Origin of the sequence: Bacillus sp. FSL R5-0443 (genome assembly GCF_038608285.1) — a bacterium.
Lineage (GTDB): Bacteria > Bacillota > Bacilli > Bacillales > Bacillaceae > Bacillus > Bacillus velezensis.
Genome location: NZ_CP152013.1, coordinates 2,931,118 through 2,948,055, shown reverse-complemented (window position 1 = coordinate 2,948,055; position 16,938 = coordinate 2,931,118). Strand labels below are relative to the sequence as shown.

Below are 16,938 nucleotides of genomic sequence, written 5' to 3'. Positions count from 1 at the left end.
AAAATGGTAAAAGTATATTATAACGGTGATATCAAAGAGAACGTATTGGCAGGTAAAAAAGTAGCGATTATCGGTTACGGTTCACAAGGTCACGCACATGCGCTGAACTTAAAAGAAAGCGGAATTGATGTCATTGTCGGCGTCAGACAAGGAAAATCATTTACACAGGCCCAAGAAGACGGTCATAAAGTCTTTTCGGTAAGAGAAGCGGCTGCCCAGGCTGATATCATTATGGTTCTTCTTCCGGATGAACAGCAGCAAAAAGTATATGAAGCTGAAATCAAAGATGAATTGACGGCTGGCAAGTCATTAGTATTCGCACACGGATTTAACGTCCATTTCCATCAGATCGTGCCTCCTGCTGATGTGGATGTATTCCTTGTCGCCCCTAAAGGACCGGGACACCTTGTCAGAAGAACATATGAACAAGGCGCGGGCGTACCGGCATTGTTTGCCATCTACCAGGATGTATCAGGCGAAGCGAAAGATACGGCTCTTGCTTATGCAAAAGGAATCGGCGGAGCGCGTGCAGGCGTTCTTGAAACAACATTTAAGGAAGAAACGGAAACGGATTTGTTCGGTGAGCAGGCTGTTCTGTGCGGAGGTTTAACGGCGCTTGTCAAAGCGGGTTTTGAAACGCTGACAGAAGCCGGCTACCAGCCTGAACTCGCATACTTCGAGTGTCTGCACGAACTGAAGTTGATCGTAGACTTGATGTATGAAGAAGGATTGGCGGGCATGAGATACTCTATCTCTGATACGGCTCAATGGGGAGATTTTGTCTCAGGGCCGCGCGTAGTCGATGCAAAGGTAAAAGAATCGATGAAACAAGTATTAACGGATATTCAAAACGGTACATTCGCGAAAGAATGGATCGTGGAAAACCAAGTGAACCGTCCTCGCTTCAATGCGATCAATGCAAGTGAAAACGAGCATCAGATTGAAAAGGTCGGCAGACAGCTTCGTGAAATGATGCCGTTTGTCAAACAAGGCAAAAAGAAGGAAGCGGTGGTCTCCGTTGCGCAAAATTAATGTTTTCGACACGACCCTTCGTGACGGTGAACAATCCCCCGGGGTCAACCTCAATTCCCGGGAGAAACTGGCGATAGCCAAGCAGCTTGAAAGACTCGGGGTGGACATTATTGAAGCGGGATTTCCCGCTTCATCCCGAGGTGATTTTTTAGCCGTGCAGGAAATCGCAAGAACGATTAAAAATTGTTCGGTAACAGGGCTTGCCCGATCTGTCAAAGGTGACATCGACGCAGCCTGGGAAGCACTGAAAGACGGGGCCAGCCCGCGGATTCACATCTTTATCGCCACTTCTGACATTCATCTGAAGCATAAGCTGAAAATGACGCGGGAAGAGGTTAAGGAAAAAGCGGTTGAAATGGTGAAGTATGCAAAAGAACGCTTTCCGATCGTTCAATGGTCAGCAGAAGACGCATGCCGCACCGAACTTCCGTTTCTGGCTGAAATCGTTGAAGAAGTGATTGATGCCGGCGCGAGCGTCATCAACCTGCCGGACACTGTAGGTTACCTGACGCCGGATGAATACGGAAACATCTTTAAATATATGAAGGAACACGTTCCAAATATCAGCCGGGTAAAGCTTTCAGCCCATTGCCACGATGATCTCGGAATGGCGGTTGCCAACTCGCTTTCGGCAATTGAGAACGGCGCTGATCAAATTGAATGCGCCATTAACGGCATAGGAGAAAGAGCCGGGAACGCCGCGCTAGAGGAAATCGCCGTTGCGCTTCATGTCAGAAATGACGCGCATCAAGCCGATTCATCTCTCAATCTTCATGAATTGAAGCGGACGAGTGATCTTGTCAGCAAACTGACGGGCATGGCCGTTCCCCGCAATAAAGCAATCGTCGGAGATAACGCTTTCGCACATGAGTCCGGCATTCACCAAGACGGTTTCCTGAAAGAAAAATCAACATATGAAATCATTTCACCGGAACTTGTCGGCGTGACTGCTGATGCGCTCGTACTCGGAAAGCATTCCGGACGCCATGCGTTCAAAGACCGCCTGAATGCGCTTGGATTCCAGTTTGATAGTGAGGAAATCAATAAATTTTTTACGATGTTTAAAGAACTGACCGAAAAGAAAAAAGAAATCACCGATGATGACTTGATTTCTCTTATTTTAGAAGAAAAAGTGACAGACAAAAAAATCGGCTATGAATTTTTGTCTCTGCAAGTGCATTACGGGACGTCTCAGGTGCCGACTGCAACAGTCTCTTTAAAAAATCAGGAAAACGAACAGCTGATTCAAGAGGCGGCAACGGGGGCGGGCAGCGTAGAAGCCGTTTATAATACGCTCGGGCGCTGCATCGATAAAAATATTGAACTGACAGACTACCGCATCCAATCCAACCGGAAAGGCGAAGACGCGCTGGCTCAAGTATTTGTCAGAGTGACCGTGAACGGAAAAGAAACATCAGGGCGGGGAATCGCGCAGGATGTTCTGGAAGCTTCTGCTAAAGCTTATCTGAACGCCGTGAACCGGCAGCTGGTGCTGGATTGCAATTTAGATGGATTAAAGAGACAGACTGCGGTCGGCTCGTAATAGAAAGGAGAACGTTTGATTTGAAAAAACGCATTGCTTTGCTGCCCGGTGACGGAATCGGACCGGAAGTGGCGGAATCAGCGGCAGATGTATTGAAAAGCGTTGCCGAACAATTCGGACATGAATTTGAATTTGAAAACGGGCTGATCGGGGGAGCGGCTATTGACGCCCATCAAAACCCCCTTCCTGAGGAGACGGTGGCTCTTTGTGAAAGATCCGACGCCATCCTGCTCGGGGCAGTCGGCGGGCCGAAATGGGACCAAAATCCTCCGGAGCTCAGACCGGAAAAAGGCCTGCTCGGCATCAGAAAAAAACTCGGCCTGTTTGCCAATCTGCGTCCCGTGACCGTATTTGAAAGCTTGTCTGAGGCGTCTCCGCTGAAAAAAGAATATATCAGCGGCGTCGACTTTGTAATCGTCAGGGAACTGACGGGCGGCCTCTACTTTGGAGAACCGAGCAGACAGTATGTCAATGAAGCGGGAGAAAAGGAAGCGGTCGATACCCTTTTTTATAAGAAAGAAGAAATCGCACGCGTTGTCAGAGAAGCCTTTAAGATGGCTGCCGGCAGAAAAGGAAAAGTGACGTCCGTTGATAAGGCGAATGTGCTTTCATCAAGCAGGCTGTGGCGTGAAACAGCGGATGAAATCGCAAAAGAATTTCCTGATGTGACGCTTGAACATATGCTTGTCGATAATGCCGCGATGCAGCTCATCTACGCTCCGAGCCAGTTTGACGTCATCGTAACTGAGAATATGTTCGGCGATATTTTAAGCGATGAAGCCTCCATGCTGACAGGCTCGCTCGGCATGCTGCCGTCAGCCAGTTTATCAAGTTCAGGTCTTCACTTGTTTGAACCCGTGCATGGATCTGCGCCTGACATCGCCGGTAAAGGGATGGCCAATCCGTTTGCGGCGATTTTATCAGCGGCGATGCTTTTGAGAACATCTTTCGGGCTTGAAAACGAAGCGCAGGCGGTGGAAAAAGCGGTCGCAAAGGTGCTTGCAGATGGCAGCCGTACACGTGATATCGCCCGGGACGGCCAATATGCCGGAACGTATGACATTACTGAAAAAGTAAAAGCCGCATTAGCCGGCTCGAATACAAAATCTATAGTGTGACGCTTTAAAGAAAGCGGTCTTAGTTCATAGGTAGAGGGAGGAAACAAAGATGATGCCTCGAACAATCATCGAAAAGATTTGGGATCGGCATATTGTAAAAAGCGGTGAAGGAAAACCCGACCTTCTCTATATTGATCTGCACTTAATTCATGAGGTGACGTCTCCTCAGGCGTTTGAAGGATTAAGGCAGAAGGGGAGAAAGGTCAGACGGCCGCAGAATACATTCGCGACGATGGACCACAATATTCCGACCGTCAACCGTTTTGACATTAAAGATGAAGTCGCAAAGCGCCAAGTAACCGCGCTTGAACGGAATTGTGAGGAGTTTGGCGTCCGTCTTGCGGATCTTCACAGCGCAGACCAGGGGATCGTTCACGTAGTCGGGCCTGAGCTTGGTCTGACACTACCGGGGAAAACGATCGTTTGCGGAGACAGCCATACATCGACTCACGGCGCATTCGGGGCGCTTGCCTTCGGTATCGGCACAAGTGAGGTGGAGCATGTTCTTTCCACACAGACACTATGGCAGCAGCGGCCGAAAACGCTTGAAATCCGCGTTGACGGAACGCTCCAAAAAGGAGTGACCGCGAAGGATGTCATCTTGTCGGTCATCGGAAAATACGGGGTGAAATTCGGTACCGGATATGTCATTGAATACACCGGGGAAGTATTCAGAAACATGTCTATGGACGAACGCATGACCGTCTGCAATATGTCAATAGAAGCGGGAGCCCGGGCGGGACTGATCGCTCCAGATGACACGACGATTGAATATTGTAAAAACCGTAAATACGCGCCAAAAGGCGAGGAATTTGAAAAAGCCGCCGCAGAATGGAAAGCGTTAAAAACCGATCCGGGCGCTGTATACGATCATTCCATCGTGTTAGACGGCAGCGAGATTTCTCCAATGGTAACATGGGGCGTCAATCCCGGCATGGTTCTTCCGGTCGATGCCCAAATACCGGCGCCGGAAACGATTGATTCTGAAGACGGTAAAAAAGAAGCCATCCGCGCGTACGAATACATGGGAATCGCACCGAATCAAAAAATTGAAGATATTAAAGTCGAGCATGTGTTTATCGGCTCCTGCACAAATTCGCGGATGACCGATCTTCGCCAGGCTGCGGATATGATCAAAGGCCGAAAAGTCGCTGACAGCGTCAGAGCCATTGTGGTCCCGGGTTCTCAAAGCGTGAAACAGCAGGCCGAAGAAGAAGGGCTGCACCGCGTGTTTCTCGAGGCCGGATTTGAATGGAGAGAATCAGGCTGCAGCATGTGCCTCAGTATGAACAATGATGTCGTGCCTGAAGGGGAACGATGCGCTTCCACTTCCAACCGCAACTTCGAAGGCAGACAGGGAAAAGGCGCGAGAACACACCTTGTCAGTCCGGCGATGGCGGCAATGGCGGCCATTCACGGGCATTTCGTCGATGTAAGAAAGTTTTATCAAGAAAAAACAGTTGTGTAAGGAGTGCGCGAAAAGATGGAACCTTTAAAAACACATACGGGAAAAGCGGCCGTCTTAAACCGGATCAACGTCGATACGGACCAGATTATTCCGAAACAGTTTTTGAAAAGAATTGAAAGAACCGGATACGGCAGATTCGCGTTTTTTGATTGGAGATACCTTGAGAACGGTGAGCCTGATCCTGAATTTGAATTAAACCGCAAAGTCTATGAAGGCGCGTCCATATTAATTGCCGGAGAGAATTTCGGCTGCGGATCATCCCGTGAGCACGCTCCTTGGGCGCTGGATGATTACGGCTTCAAAATCATTATTGCTCCGTCATTTGCCGATATTTTTCATCAAAACTGTTTTAAAAACGGTATGCTTCCCATCCGTATGCCGTATGATCAGTGGAAAAAACTCGCCGGTCAATATGAAAATCAGTCTCTTAACATGACGGTTGACTTGGAAAACCAGCTCATTCACGACAGTGAAGGAAAAGAGATTTCATTTGAAGTCGATCCGCACTGGAAGGAAATGCTGATTAACGGTTATGATGAAATTTCATTAACGCTTCTGCTGGAGGACGACATTCAGCAGTTTGAATCGAAAAGAAGTTCATGGCTTCAAGCCTGAAAAAAAGCCGCCCGGCATCTGTCCGGCGGCTTTTTTTACCGTGCGCACCATCCTTTCTTGTGTTTCATGACGCGTGTTGATACACTTGAAAAAAATAGCGCCTGAAAGGAAATAAAGTATGACGCATGACAAGAAAAAAGCTGATATCATTCCTTTCCCCCGTCTGAAAGAACGCTTGGTTGATAAAGGGATGGCCGCCATGAAGGATAAACAGTATCAGGAGGCTCTCGAACTGTTTTCAGAGGCGGTAAGCCACGGCGATACCGAGTCCGACGTGCATTTAGGCATGGCGATTTGTTTTCTGGAACTCGGGGAATTGGAAGAAGCAAAACAAGTTTGCGAGAAAATGCTGAATGAAGGGTACGGCCATTATTTCACCGTACTGCAGGTGTACATGACCATTTTAATTCAGCTGAAACAATATGAAGAAGTCAAAAGCACAATTGAAGCTGTGCTGGAAGAAAACCAGCTGCCCGCAGAAAGTGCGGAGCAATTCTACCGGCTGCTCGAATTCAGCCGCAAAATGACCGATCCCGATCAGCAGGATGAGGCGTGGGAGGAGGAATACGAGGACATTCTTGATGCGGAAAAAGTGCTGAACAGCCCCGCTGAACAAATGAATCTGATTCATTCTCTCAAAGACCGCAATATTGCAAAATACACGGGTCTCTTAAAAACAATTCTTCAAGATCCGGGCGCTCATCCTCTTATCAAGACGATGATTTTGACGCTGATGGCGGACCATGACTACAGCAAGCCGGTCCATATTACAAAATTCGGCGATTCAATGACCGCGGTTCCGAGTGAAACGGTTCAGCCTGATGCGGCTCCGATTTTGCATCGCGTTCTCCGGGTGCTTGATGAAACGCTCGGCAATGAAAACCCTACATTATACGCTGCCGTCGAGGAGCTGTGGAGAAGGCATCTGTACGTCCTGCACCCTTTTATGCCGAAGTTTTTGAACGCAGATTTATGGGCGGCGGCGCTTCATAAGGTCGGTTACGAGATGCACGGCATTGACATTGAGCCGGAGGAACTTCATATGATGTACGAGTTTGACAGCCGCGAACTTGAAGAAGCCTGCACGATGATTAAGGATATTGAAGAAATTTCTTATTTGTAAATCACACCATATAGTTGAAAGCGGTAGGCGTTATGTTATAATATAGTGGTTGTATTTATGTATAGCGGTTTAACTGAAATGAGAATTACGGTTGGACAGGCTGCCAGTTCATTACATAATGATTCTGATTCAAAGCGGTTTTTTCTTTGACAAAGCCGCGGATTGCTTTAGAATGGAAGACCGACACAACCTGAATAGATTTTTGGAGGGAAACACATGTCTGTAAAATGGGAAAAACAAGAAGGCAACGAAGGCGTATTAACGGTTGAAGTTGACGCGGATACGTTCAAAACAGCTCTTGATGATGCATTTAAAAAAGTAGTAAAACAGGTTTCTATTCCTGGATTCCGCAAAGGGAAAGTTCCCCGCGGTTTATTCGAACAGCGTTTCGGCGTTGAAGCTCTTTACCAGGATGCTTTAGATATTTTACTTCCTGTAGAATACCCTAAAGCGGTTGAAGAAGCCGGCATTGAGCCTGTAGACCGCCCTGAAATCGATGTTGAAAAAATCGAAAAAGGCGAAAGCTTGATTTTCACTGCAAAAGTGACTGTAAAACCGGAAGTGAAACTTGGCGACTACAAAGGCTTAGGAATCGAAAAAGATGACACTGCCGTTACTGACGAAGATGTACAAAACGAACTTAAAGCTCTTCAAGAGCGTCAGGCTGAGCTTGTCGTGAAAGAAGAAGGCGCTGTTGAAAACGGCGATACAGTCGTTCTTGACTTCGAAGGTTTCGTTGACGGCGAAGCGTTTGAAGGCGGAAAAGCTGAGAACTACTCACTTGAAGTAGGATCAGGTTCATTCATCCCGGGCTTCGAAGAGCAGTTAACAGGCCTTGAAGCAGGCGCTGAAAAGGATGTTGAAGTAACATTCCCTGAAGAGTACCACGCTGAAGAGCTTGCCGGAAAACCAGCTGTTTTCAAAGTGAAAATTCATGAAATCAAAGCGAAAGAGCTTCCTGAGCTTAACGACGAATTCGCAAAAGACATTGACGAAGAAGTTGAAACGCTTGCTGAATTAACTGAGAAAACAAAAAAACGCCTTGAAGAAGCAAAAGAAAACGAAGCTGACGCTAAATTGCGTGAAGAGCTTGTTCTGAAAGCATCTGAAAACGCTGAAGCTGATGTTCCTCAAGCGATGATCGACACTGAGCTTGACCGCATGCTGAAAGAATTCGAACAGCGTCTGCAAATGCAAGGCATGAACCTTGAGCTTTACACTCAATTCTCAGGCCAAGACGAAAACGCGTTAAAAGAGCAAATGAAAGAAGATGCCGCAAAACGCGTAAAATCAAATCTGACTCTTGAAGCGATCGCTCAAGCTGAAAACCTTGAAGTAACAGACGAAGAAGTTGAAGCTGAGCTGACTAAAATGGCTGAAGCTTACAACATGCCGGTTGAAAACATCAAGCAGGCAATCGGTTCAACTGACGCGATGAAAGAAGATTTAAAAGTTCGAAAAGCAATTGATTTTCTTGTAGAAAACCGTTAATATGGTTCATAATAATAGACATAATAAAACAGGGCGCGATTAATTCGTGCCTTGTTTTGTACAATTATGATATAACTCTTTTTCTTGGGGCAAGATAGTCATTGCCGGGCTGTTTTTCGTCATACATATAGAATGTGCAAGTGCGAAACACATTGTTACCGTCTTACTGGAAAGTATGGTAAAATGCAATACATACTCGATCGTAGCAAGAACCGTTTTCTTTTGCCCTTCAGGTAAAAGAAAAAGTGAGACAAGATTAAGGGGTGAAAGAATGTTTAAATTCAACGAGGAAAAAGGACAATTGAAATGCTCGTTCTGCGGAAAAACGCAAGATCAGGTTCGTAAGCTGGTTGCAGGACCGGGTGTATATATATGCGACGAATGTATTGAGCTCTGTACAGAAATCGTAGAGGAAGAGCTTGGTACAGAAGAAGAAGTCGAATTTAAAGACGTTCCGAAGCCGCAGGAAATCCGTGAGATTCTGAATGAATATGTCATCGGACAGGATCAGGCGAAGAAATCACTTGCGGTTGCGGTATACAACCATTACAAACGCATCAACTCCAACAGTAAAGTGGATGATGTCGAGCTTTCTAAAAGTAATATTTCTTTAATCGGACCGACTGGAAGCGGGAAAACACTTCTTGCCCAGACGCTTGCGCGTATTCTGAACGTGCCGTTTGCGATCGCGGACGCTACATCTCTGACTGAAGCCGGATATGTCGGTGAGGACGTGGAAAACATCCTCCTCAAGCTGATTCAGGCAGCAGACTATGATGTGGAAAAAGCAGAAAAAGGCATTATTTATATCGATGAAATCGATAAAGTAGCGCGAAAATCTGAAAACCCGTCCATTACACGCGACGTGTCAGGCGAAGGCGTTCAGCAGGCGCTGCTGAAAATTCTTGAAGGAACGGTTGCAAGCGTGCCGCCTCAAGGAGGACGCAAACATCCTCATCAGGAATTCATCCAGATCGATACGACGAACATTCTGTTCATTTGCGGCGGTGCATTTGACGGCATCGAACAAATCATCAAACGCCGTCTCGGACAAAAAGTCATCGGCTTCGGCTCAGATAATAAAGCGGCGGACCTGGAAAAAGAAGAACTGCTTTCTAAAGTTCTTCCTGAAGACTTGCTCCGTTTCGGTCTGATTCCTGAATTCATCGGCCGTCTTCCTGTCATTGCAAGCCTTGAGCAGCTTGACGAAACGGCACTGGTTGAAATTCTGACTAAACCGAAAAACGCACTCGTCAAACAATACAAGAAAATGTTAGAACTTGATGATGTCGAGCTTGAATTTGAAGACGAGGCATTATCTGAAATTGCGAAAAAAGCGATCGAGCGTAAAACAGGCGCACGCGGCCTGCGTTCTATCATTGAAGGCATCATGCTTGACGTCATGTTTGATCTGCCGTCCCGCGATGATATTGAAAAATGTGTCATTACCGGAGCGACAGTCGCAGACGGTGAAGCACCGCGTCTTGTATTAAAAGACGGCACAGTTGTCGGCCAAGATAAAACATCAGCATAACATGACAAAACCTCCTGACTCGAATTGATCAGGAGGTTTTTTTTCTTGTCCTGACCCTTCTGAAAATGTTTATTCCGGGCTTTGCTGGGAGATACTAGCGGACAGAGGAATGAATTGGATACATAAATCCATAAATCGTTTTTTCAGGAGGGACCAGCATGAGTTGGACAGGGATCGCATTATTTGTACAGCTGTTTTTCGGGATAGTCATCGGATTATATTTTTGGAATCTGCTCAAAAACCAGCGTACACAAAAAGTGACGATAGATAAAGAATCAAAAAAAGAAATGGAACAGCTGCGCAAAATGCGCGCCATCAGTTTATCAGAACCTTTATCAGAAAAGGTGCGGCCGAAAAGCTTTCAGGACATTGTCGGCCAGGAAGACGGAATTAAAGCGTTAAAAGCAGCGCTTTGCGGACCGAACCCGCAGCACGTCATTATTTACGGTCCTCCGGGAGTCGGTAAAACGGCTGCGGCGCGGCTGGTATTGGAAGAAGCGAAAAAACATAAACAGTCACCGTTTCAAAAGCAGGCTGTTTTTGTTGAACTTGATGCGACGACCGCGCGGTTTGATGAACGGGGGATTGCCGATCCGCTTATCGGTTCAGTGCATGATCCCATTTATCAGGGAGCGGGTGCGATGGGCCAAGCAGGCATTCCGCAGCCAAAACAGGGGGCTGTGACCCATGCTCACGGCGGGGTATTGTTTATTGATGAAATCGGCGAGCTTCACCCGATTCAGATGAATAAAATGCTGAAGGTGCTTGAAGATCGAAAAGTATTTTTAGACAGTGCGTATTACAGTGAAGAAAATACGCAAATACCGAATCACATTCATGATATTTTTCAAAATGGGCTTCCGGCAGATTTCCGTTTGATCGGAGCGACAACGAGAATGCCGAATGAAATTCCGCCGGCCATCCGTTCGCGCTGTCTTGAAGTATTTTTCCGCGAGCTGGAAAAGGATGAACTTAAAATCGTTGCGAAAAAAGCAGCCGACAAAATTCAGAAAGAGATTTCTGACGAAGCTCTCAATGTGCTGACCACATATACGAGAAACGGACGTGAAGCCGTCAATATGATCCAGATCGCCGCCGGCATGGCGGTGACTGAGGACAGAAAAGAAATTACGACAGAAGATATAGAATGGGTTGTTCATTCCAGTCAGCTCACACCTAAAAATGAGCAGAAAATCGCCGATGAACCGCAAGTCGGCATCGTGAACGGACTTGCTGTCTACGGGCCGAACAGCGGCGCATTGCTGGAAATCGAAGTGAATGTCACACCTGCGCAGGAAAAAGGAAGCCTGAATATCACGGGAATTGCAGAGGAAGAAAGCATCGGCAGCCAATCGAAGTCGATCCGCCGCAAAAGCATGGCGAAGGGATCTGTGGAAAATGTTCTGACGGTTCTGCGCACAATGGGCATCAAACCTTCAGACTATGACATTCACGTCAATTTTCCGGGCGGAGGCCCGATTGACGGACCTTCAGCAGGTATCGCGATGGCCGCGGGGATTTTTTCCGCGATTCACCGCATCCCGATCGACCATACGGTGGCGATGACGGGAGAAATCAGCCTGACGGGGCTTGTCAAACCGATCGGCGGCGTCATTCCGAAAATTAAAGCCGCAAAACAGGCCGGAGCAAAAACGGTCATTATCCCATATGAAAATCAGCAGTCCATTCTGAAACGAATAGACGGAATCACCATTAAAGCGGTAAAAACGTTCCAGGAAGTGCTTGACGTCATATTGGTTGATCCTCCTTCAGAACAAAAACCGTTTGATATCCAAATGAATAAAGAATCCGTATAAACCCCATTTTTATAATGGGGTTTTTTGATGGAGGACATCTTTTCCTTTTTCAGAACAGAAAGAAAGGGTATACTACGAAGAGACTGTTTTATATACAGGGCAGGCGGATAAGCCGATTAAAGCCCGATCCCGGAATTGTACAACGATGAAAAAGTTGTATTATAATGGTTCATACTAAAGTCACGGAGGTGTCAGTCACATGGCAGAAGATACAAAACGCAGCATCCCGCTCCTCCCTTTAAGAGGCTTATTGGTATACCCGACAATGGTTTTACATTTAGATGTAGGCCGTGACAAGTCGGTTCAGGCTCTTGAACAGGCAATGATGCATGATCATATGATTTTTTTAGCCACTCAGCAGGATATTTCGATAGACGAACCGGGTGAAGAGGATATTTTCGCCGTCGGCACTTATACAAAAATTAAACAGATGCTGAAGCTGCCCAACGGTACGATCAGAGTGCTTGTAGAAGGAATTCAGCGGGCGCAGATCCTTGAATACACCGAGCTCGAAGATTATACTTCGGTCGATATACAGCTGATGCATGAGGATGATTCAAAAGACGTGGAAGACGAAGCGCTTATGCGGACGCTGCTGGACCATTTTGACCAGTACATAAAAATTTCTAAAAAAATCTCCGCAGAAACGTATGCGGCTGTGACTGATATTGAAGAGCCCGGCAGAATGGCGGATATCGTCGCTTCTCATCTCCCGCTGAAATTAAAGGACAAGCAGGACATTTTAGAAACGGCGGATATTAAAGAACGTCTGAATAAGGTCATCCGTTCCATTCATAATGAAAAAGAAGTGCTGGAGATTGAGAAAAAAATCGGTCAGCGCGTCAAACGTTCGATGGAACGCACTCAAAAGGAATACTACTTGCGTGAACAGATGAAAGCCATTCAGAAGGAGCTTGGCGACAAAGAAGGAAAAACCGGCGAAGTTCAGTCGCTCACGGAAAAGATAGAAGAAGCAGGCATGCCTGAGCGTGTCAAAGAAACGGCGCTTAAGGAATTAAGCCGTTACGAAAAAGTGCCGTCAAGCTCAGCGGAAAGCTCTGTTATCCGCAACTATATTGACTGGCTCATCGCCCTTCCGTGGTCGGATGAAACAGAAGATAAACTTGATATTAAAAAAGCCGGAGAAATCTTAGATAAAGAGCACCACGGCTTAGAGAAAGTGAAAGAGCGGATTTTGGAGTATTTGGCCGTGAAACAGCTGACGAAAACGCTGAAAGGGCCGATTCTTTGTCTGGCCGGACCTCCGGGAGTCGGTAAAACATCTCTTGCAAAATCAATCAGTACGAGCATGGGGCGCCGTTTTGTGAGAATTTCACTGGGCGGAGTGCGCGATGAGTCTGAAATCCGCGGGCACCGGCGTACATACGTCGGAGCGATGCCGGGCCGTATTATACAGGGGATGAAAAAAGCCGGCAAACAAAATCCGGTTTTTCTCCTGGATGAGATCGACAAAATGTCGTCTGATTTCAGAGGCGATCCGTCTTCAGCGATGCTTGAGGTGCTGGATCCGGAACAAAACAGCACATTCAGCGACCACTATATTGAAGAGACGTTCGATTTATCGAAAGTGCTGTTTATCGCGACTGCGAATAACCTTGCTTCCATCCCGGGCCCTCTCAGAGACAGAATGGAGATTATCAGCCTGTCAGGCTACACTGAAAACGAAAAGCTGGAGATCGTGAAGGACCACCTGCTTCCGAAACAAATCAAAGAGCACGGGCTCACAAAGAGCAGCCTGCAGATTCGGGACCAGGCGATTACGGACATCATCCGCTACTACACGAGGGAAGCCGGCGTGAGAACGCTTGAACGCCAGATTGCCGCCATTTGCCGAAAGGCTGCAAAAGCCATTGTGTCTGAGGAGAGAAAACGCATTACCGTTACAGAGAAAAATCTGGCCGACTATCTCGGAAAACGGATATTCAGATACGGACAGGCGGAAACCGAAGATCAAATCGGGGTTGTCACGGGGCTCGCGTATACGACGGTCGGCGGAGATACGCTGTCAATAGAAGTGTCATTGTCACCGGGAAAAGGAAAGCTGATTCTGACCGGGAAGCTTGGAGATGTCATGCGGGAATCAGCGCAGGCCGCTTTCAGTTATGTCCGCTCGAAAGCGGAACAGTTCGGAATCGATCCGAAATTCCATGAGAAGTATGACATTCATATCCATGTCCCTGAAGGAGCGGTGCCGAAAGACGGCCCTTCTGCCGGAATTACGATGGCCACGGCGCTCGTTTCAGCATTAACGGACCGTGCGGTAAAACGCGAAGTCGGTATGACGGGAGAAATCACGCTGCGGGGCCGCGTGCTTCCGATCGGCGGACTGAAAGAAAAGGCGCTCGGCGCGCACAGAGCGGGCCTGACCACTATTATTGCGCCTAAAGATAACGAAAAAGATATAGAGGATATTCCAGAAAGCGTCAGAGAAGGACTGAAGTTTATATTCGTTTCTCACCTGGATGACGTTTTGGAACATGCCTTAGTAGGAGAGAAGAAATGAAAGTCACAAAGTCAGAAATCGTGATCAGCGCGGTCAAACCCGAACAGTACCCTGATGGGGGGCTTCCGGAAATCGCGCTGGCGGGAAGATCAAATGTAGGAAAGTCATCTTTTATCAATTCATTAATCAATCGGAAAAACTTGGCCAGAACGTCATCAAAACCGGGGAAAACACAGACCCTAAACTTTTACATCATCAATGATGAATTGCATTTTGTCGACGTTCCGGGGTACGGATTTGCGAAAGTTTCCAAAAGCGAGCGGGAAGCATGGGGGAGAATGATTGAAACCTATATGACGACCCGCGAAGAGCTGAAAGCCTGCGTGCAGATTGTCGACCTCAGGCACGCGCCGTCTGCTGAAGACGTGAACATGTATGAATTCCTGAAGTATTACGGCATTCCCGTCATCGTTATCGCGACAAAAGCGGATAAGATTCCAAAAGGAAAATGGGACAAGCACTTAAAGGTTGTCAAACAGACGCTTGATATGGATCCTGAAGATGAGCTGATTTTATTTTCCTCTGAAACGAAAAAAGGCAAAGATGAAGCATGGGGAGCCATTAAAAAAATGATCAGCCGGTAATGAAAAACCCAAAACGCAGTGCGTTTTGGGTTTTATCGTATAGTTTTGTTCCGCTTGATAAACAATAATAAAAGGCTGATTCCGATGAAAACATACGGCCAGTATGTTTTGAAGTGTTCCGTCGGAATATGGACGGACTCCAGCCACGCCGTAATTTGTTTAAAGAAGTATAAAAAGAGGGAAAAACCAATCATGGCAACCGCTTCGTATACATATTCTTTTCTGGCTGCCGCAAATAAGGAGAATCCGAAGACGAAGAGAATCATTTCAAAATCTCCCGGCCACCATGAGAGCTCAGGTTTGGCGAAAAAGTGTAAACCTATGCCGAAAAGAAGCATGCCGATCAGGACGTGAGGCCCGGCCGCTTCCTTTTTGCCCTGATACAAGAGCACAGCGCCCAAAAGCATAAGGAGCACCGGCCATTCCCCCTGATTCGCAAACAGGTGAACCTGTCCGCTCTGAAGCCATGCGAATAATGAAGCGGCAAGCAGAAGTCCCGGTAATAAAATTGATGTTTTTTTCATCCTGTCACCTACCCGCAGTAAAGGATTTTTAGTATGATGATTACAGTGGAAACGAGCTTTTTATACTATAGCATAACATTTTTGAAATCTGTTCACATTTTCCCGAAGAAACTATGTTATAATCATTATAAATAATAAATTCTATGTTAGAATGATTATAAATAAATTGCGATGTACGGGGGTGCATGAAAGCGATGCATATTCTTGTTGTGGGAGTAGATTATAAATCCGCCCCTATTGAAATACGCGAAAAAATAAGTTTTCAGCCGGATGAGCTTGCAGAAGCGATGCTCCGTTTACAAGGAGAAAAAAGCGTTCTTGAAAACATTATCGTGTCAACCTGCAACCGCACCGAAATATATGCGGTGGTCGACCAGCTTCATACCGGCCGTTATTATATAAAGACATTTTTATCCGAATGGTTCTCACTGCCGAAAGAAGAGCTGTCTCCGTTTCTGAAATTTTATGAGAGCGACGCGGCGATCGAGCATTTATTCCGTGTGGCGTGCGGCTTGGATTCCATGGTCATCGGAGAAACGCAAATACTCGGCCAGGTCCGCTCAAGCTTTAAAACGGCGCAGGCAGAAAAGACGATCGGCACCATTTTCAATGAGCTGTTTAAACAGGCGGTCACCGTCGGCAAACGCACGCATGCCGAAACCGATATCGGCGCCAATGCCGTTTCCGTCAGTTACGCCGCCGTTGAACTCGCGAAAAAAATCTTCGGCTCATTGTCAAATAAGCACATTTTGATTCTCGGTGCGGGAAAAATGGGCGAGCTCGCCGCAGAAAACCTGCACGGTCAGGGCATCGGCAAAGTAACGGTCATCAACAGAACGTTTTTGAAGGCAAAAGCGCTTGCTGACCGTTTCTCCGGAGAAGCGCGCAGCTTAAACCAGCTTGAACATGCACTTGCTGAAGCTGATATTTTAATCAGTTCGACAGGCGCAAGTGATTTCGTCGTGTCTAAAGAAATGATGGAGAGAGCGGGCAGACAGCGGAAAGGCCGCCCGTTATTTATGGTGGATATCGCTGTGCCGAGGGACCTCGATCCGGCGCTGAACGATCTTGAAGGTGTTTTTCTGTACGATATTGATGACCTTGAAGGAATCGTTGAAGCCAACTTACAAGAACGCCGTGAAACCGCTGAAAAAGTCGAGCTGTTTATTGAAGCGGCAATTGTTGAGTTTAAGCAGTGGCTTAATACGCTCGGCGTCGTGCCGGTCATTTCGGCGCTGCGTGAAAAGGCGCTGTCCATCCAGTCTGATACGATGCAGAGCATTGAGCGCAAGCTGCCTCATCTGACGGTAAGAGAGAAAAAACTTCTCAGCAAACATACGAAAAGCATCATTAACCAAATGCTGCGCGACCCGATTCTGAAAGCGAAAGAGCTTGCGGCTGAAGCGGATTCAGATGAAAAGCTGAAGCTGTTTATGCAGATATTCGATATTGAGGAAGAGGCCGGCCGCCAGCTGGACAAAAGCCTGGATAACCGCCAGACGGTTCATTCGTTTCAAAAGGCAGAAGCAAAAACGGGCTTACGTCCGCTTGTAAGTGAGTGAGGG

The 16,938-nt window shown here is 47.0% G+C and carries 13 protein-coding genes; 12 read left to right on the top strand and 1 reads right to left on the bottom strand.

The features are described 5' to 3' along the window. The first annotated feature begins 3 nt into the window (after window positions 1-3). The 11 genes from ilvC to yihA all read left to right on the top strand — a co-directional run bounded on the left by ilvC (window position 4) and on the right by yihA (window position 14,849). Entirely contained in the window at window positions 4-1,032 is a 1,029-nt protein-coding gene (gene ilvC / locus NYE28_RS14750) for a ketol-acid reductoisomerase (protein WP_003152600.1), read from the top strand. Next, entirely contained in the window at window positions 1,019-2,575 is a 1,557-nt protein-coding gene (locus tag NYE28_RS14745; RefSeq protein WP_222835226.1) for a 2-isopropylmalate synthase, read from the top strand. The genes ilvC and NYE28_RS14745 overlap by 14 nt, the downstream gene beginning before the upstream one ends. 20 nt (window positions 2,576-2,595) lie before the next feature. Continuing rightward, window positions 2,596-3,693 (top strand): 3-isopropylmalate dehydrogenase, encoded by a 1,098-nt coding sequence (gene leuB, locus NYE28_RS14740; protein WP_160223202.1) that lies wholly within the window; start codon window positions 2,596-2,598, stop codon window positions 3,691-3,693. A 49-nt stretch (window positions 3,694-3,742) separates the two neighbouring features. Continuing rightward, a complete protein-coding gene (gene leuC / locus NYE28_RS14735; RefSeq protein ID WP_017418294.1) occupies window positions 3,743-5,161 on the top strand; it encodes a 3-isopropylmalate dehydratase large subunit in 1,419 nt (472 codons plus the stop codon). Window positions 5,162-5,176: 15 nt separating this feature from the next. Beyond that, the gene (leuD, locus tag NYE28_RS14730) at window positions 5,177-5,776 is read left to right on the top strand and encodes a 3-isopropylmalate dehydratase small subunit (RefSeq protein WP_007408146.1); all 600 of its coding nucleotides are present in this window, start codon (window positions 5,177-5,179) and stop codon (window positions 5,774-5,776) included. Between the two features lie 118 nt (window positions 5,777-5,894). Further along, a complete protein-coding gene (ddcA, locus tag NYE28_RS14725) occupies window positions 5,895-6,899 on the top strand; it encodes a DNA damage checkpoint antagonist DdcA (protein WP_059368019.1) in 1,005 nt (334 codons plus the stop codon). A gap of 216 nt (window positions 6,900-7,115) precedes the next feature. Then, complete coding sequence (gene tig, locus NYE28_RS14720) at window positions 7,116-8,390, top strand: trigger factor (protein WP_003152618.1); 1,275 nt, start codon at window positions 7,116-7,118, stop codon at window positions 8,388-8,390. A 271-nt stretch (window positions 8,391-8,661) separates the two neighbouring features. After that, a complete protein-coding gene (gene clpX, locus NYE28_RS14715; protein ID WP_007408149.1) occupies window positions 8,662-9,924 on the top strand; it encodes an ATP-dependent protease ATP-binding subunit ClpX in 1,263 nt (420 codons plus the stop codon). Between the two features lie 158 nt (window positions 9,925-10,082). Continuing rightward, window positions 10,083-11,741: an ATP-dependent protease LonB gene (gene lonB / locus NYE28_RS14710; protein ID WP_059368021.1), complete on the top strand. Its 1,659-nt coding sequence runs from the start codon at window positions 10,083-10,085 to the stop codon at window positions 11,739-11,741. 199 nt (window positions 11,742-11,940) lie between these two features. Further along, window positions 11,941-14,265 carry an endopeptidase La gene (gene lon, locus NYE28_RS14705; RefSeq protein ID WP_052827698.1) on the top strand — a complete coding sequence of 775 codons (2,325 nt, stop codon included), beginning with the start codon at window positions 11,941-11,943 and terminating at the stop codon, window positions 14,263-14,265. Further along, window positions 14,262-14,849, top strand: coding sequence for a ribosome biogenesis GTP-binding protein YihA/YsxC (yihA, locus tag NYE28_RS14700; RefSeq protein WP_003152626.1), 588 nt, complete (start codon window positions 14,262-14,264; stop codon window positions 14,847-14,849). Before lon ends, yihA begins: the two co-directional genes overlap by 4 nt. 32 nt (window positions 14,850-14,881) lie before the next feature. Here the strand turns inward: yihA and NYE28_RS14695 are convergent, their stop codons facing one another. Further along, window positions 14,882-15,373, bottom strand: coding sequence for a hypothetical protein (locus NYE28_RS14695; RefSeq protein ID WP_015240316.1), 492 nt, complete (start codon window positions 15,371-15,373; stop codon window positions 14,882-14,884). Between the two features lie 194 nt (window positions 15,374-15,567). Between NYE28_RS14695 and hemA the strand changes: the two genes are divergently transcribed. Then, window positions 15,568-16,935: a glutamyl-tRNA reductase gene (hemA, locus tag NYE28_RS14690; RefSeq protein WP_020956157.1), complete on the top strand. Its 1,368-nt coding sequence runs from the start codon at window positions 15,568-15,570 to the stop codon at window positions 16,933-16,935. The last annotated feature ends 3 nt before the right edge of the window (window positions 16,936-16,938 follow it).

Coding starts and splice junctions, on each gene's coding strand:
- ilvC (WP_003152600.1), top strand. CDS start 4: ATGGTAAAAGTATATTATAACGGTGATATCAAAGAGAACGTATTGGCA.
- leuC (WP_017418294.1), top strand. CDS start 3,743: ATGATGCCTCGAACAATCATCGAAAAGATTTGGGATCGGCATATTGTA.
- leuD (WP_007408146.1), top strand. CDS start 5,177: ATGGAACCTTTAAAAACACATACGGGAAAAGCGGCCGTCTTAAACCGG.
- ddcA (WP_059368019.1), top strand. CDS start 5,895: ATGACGCATGACAAGAAAAAAGCTGATATCATTCCTTTCCCCCGTCTG.
- tig (WP_003152618.1), top strand. CDS start 7,116: ATGTCTGTAAAATGGGAAAAACAAGAAGGCAACGAAGGCGTATTAACG.
- clpX (WP_007408149.1), top strand. CDS start 8,662: ATGTTTAAATTCAACGAGGAAAAAGGACAATTGAAATGCTCGTTCTGC.
- lonB (WP_059368021.1), top strand. CDS start 10,083: ATGAGTTGGACAGGGATCGCATTATTTGTACAGCTGTTTTTCGGGATA.
- lon (WP_052827698.1), top strand. CDS start 11,941: ATGGCAGAAGATACAAAACGCAGCATCCCGCTCCTCCCTTTAAGAGGC.
- yihA (WP_003152626.1), top strand. CDS start 14,262: ATGAAAGTCACAAAGTCAGAAATCGTGATCAGCGCGGTCAAACCCGAA.
- NYE28_RS14695 (WP_015240316.1), bottom strand. CDS start 15,373: ATGAAAAAAACATCAATTTTATTACCGGGACTTCTGCTTGCCGCTTCA.
- hemA (WP_020956157.1), top strand. CDS start 15,568: ATGCATATTCTTGTTGTGGGAGTAGATTATAAATCCGCCCCTATTGAA.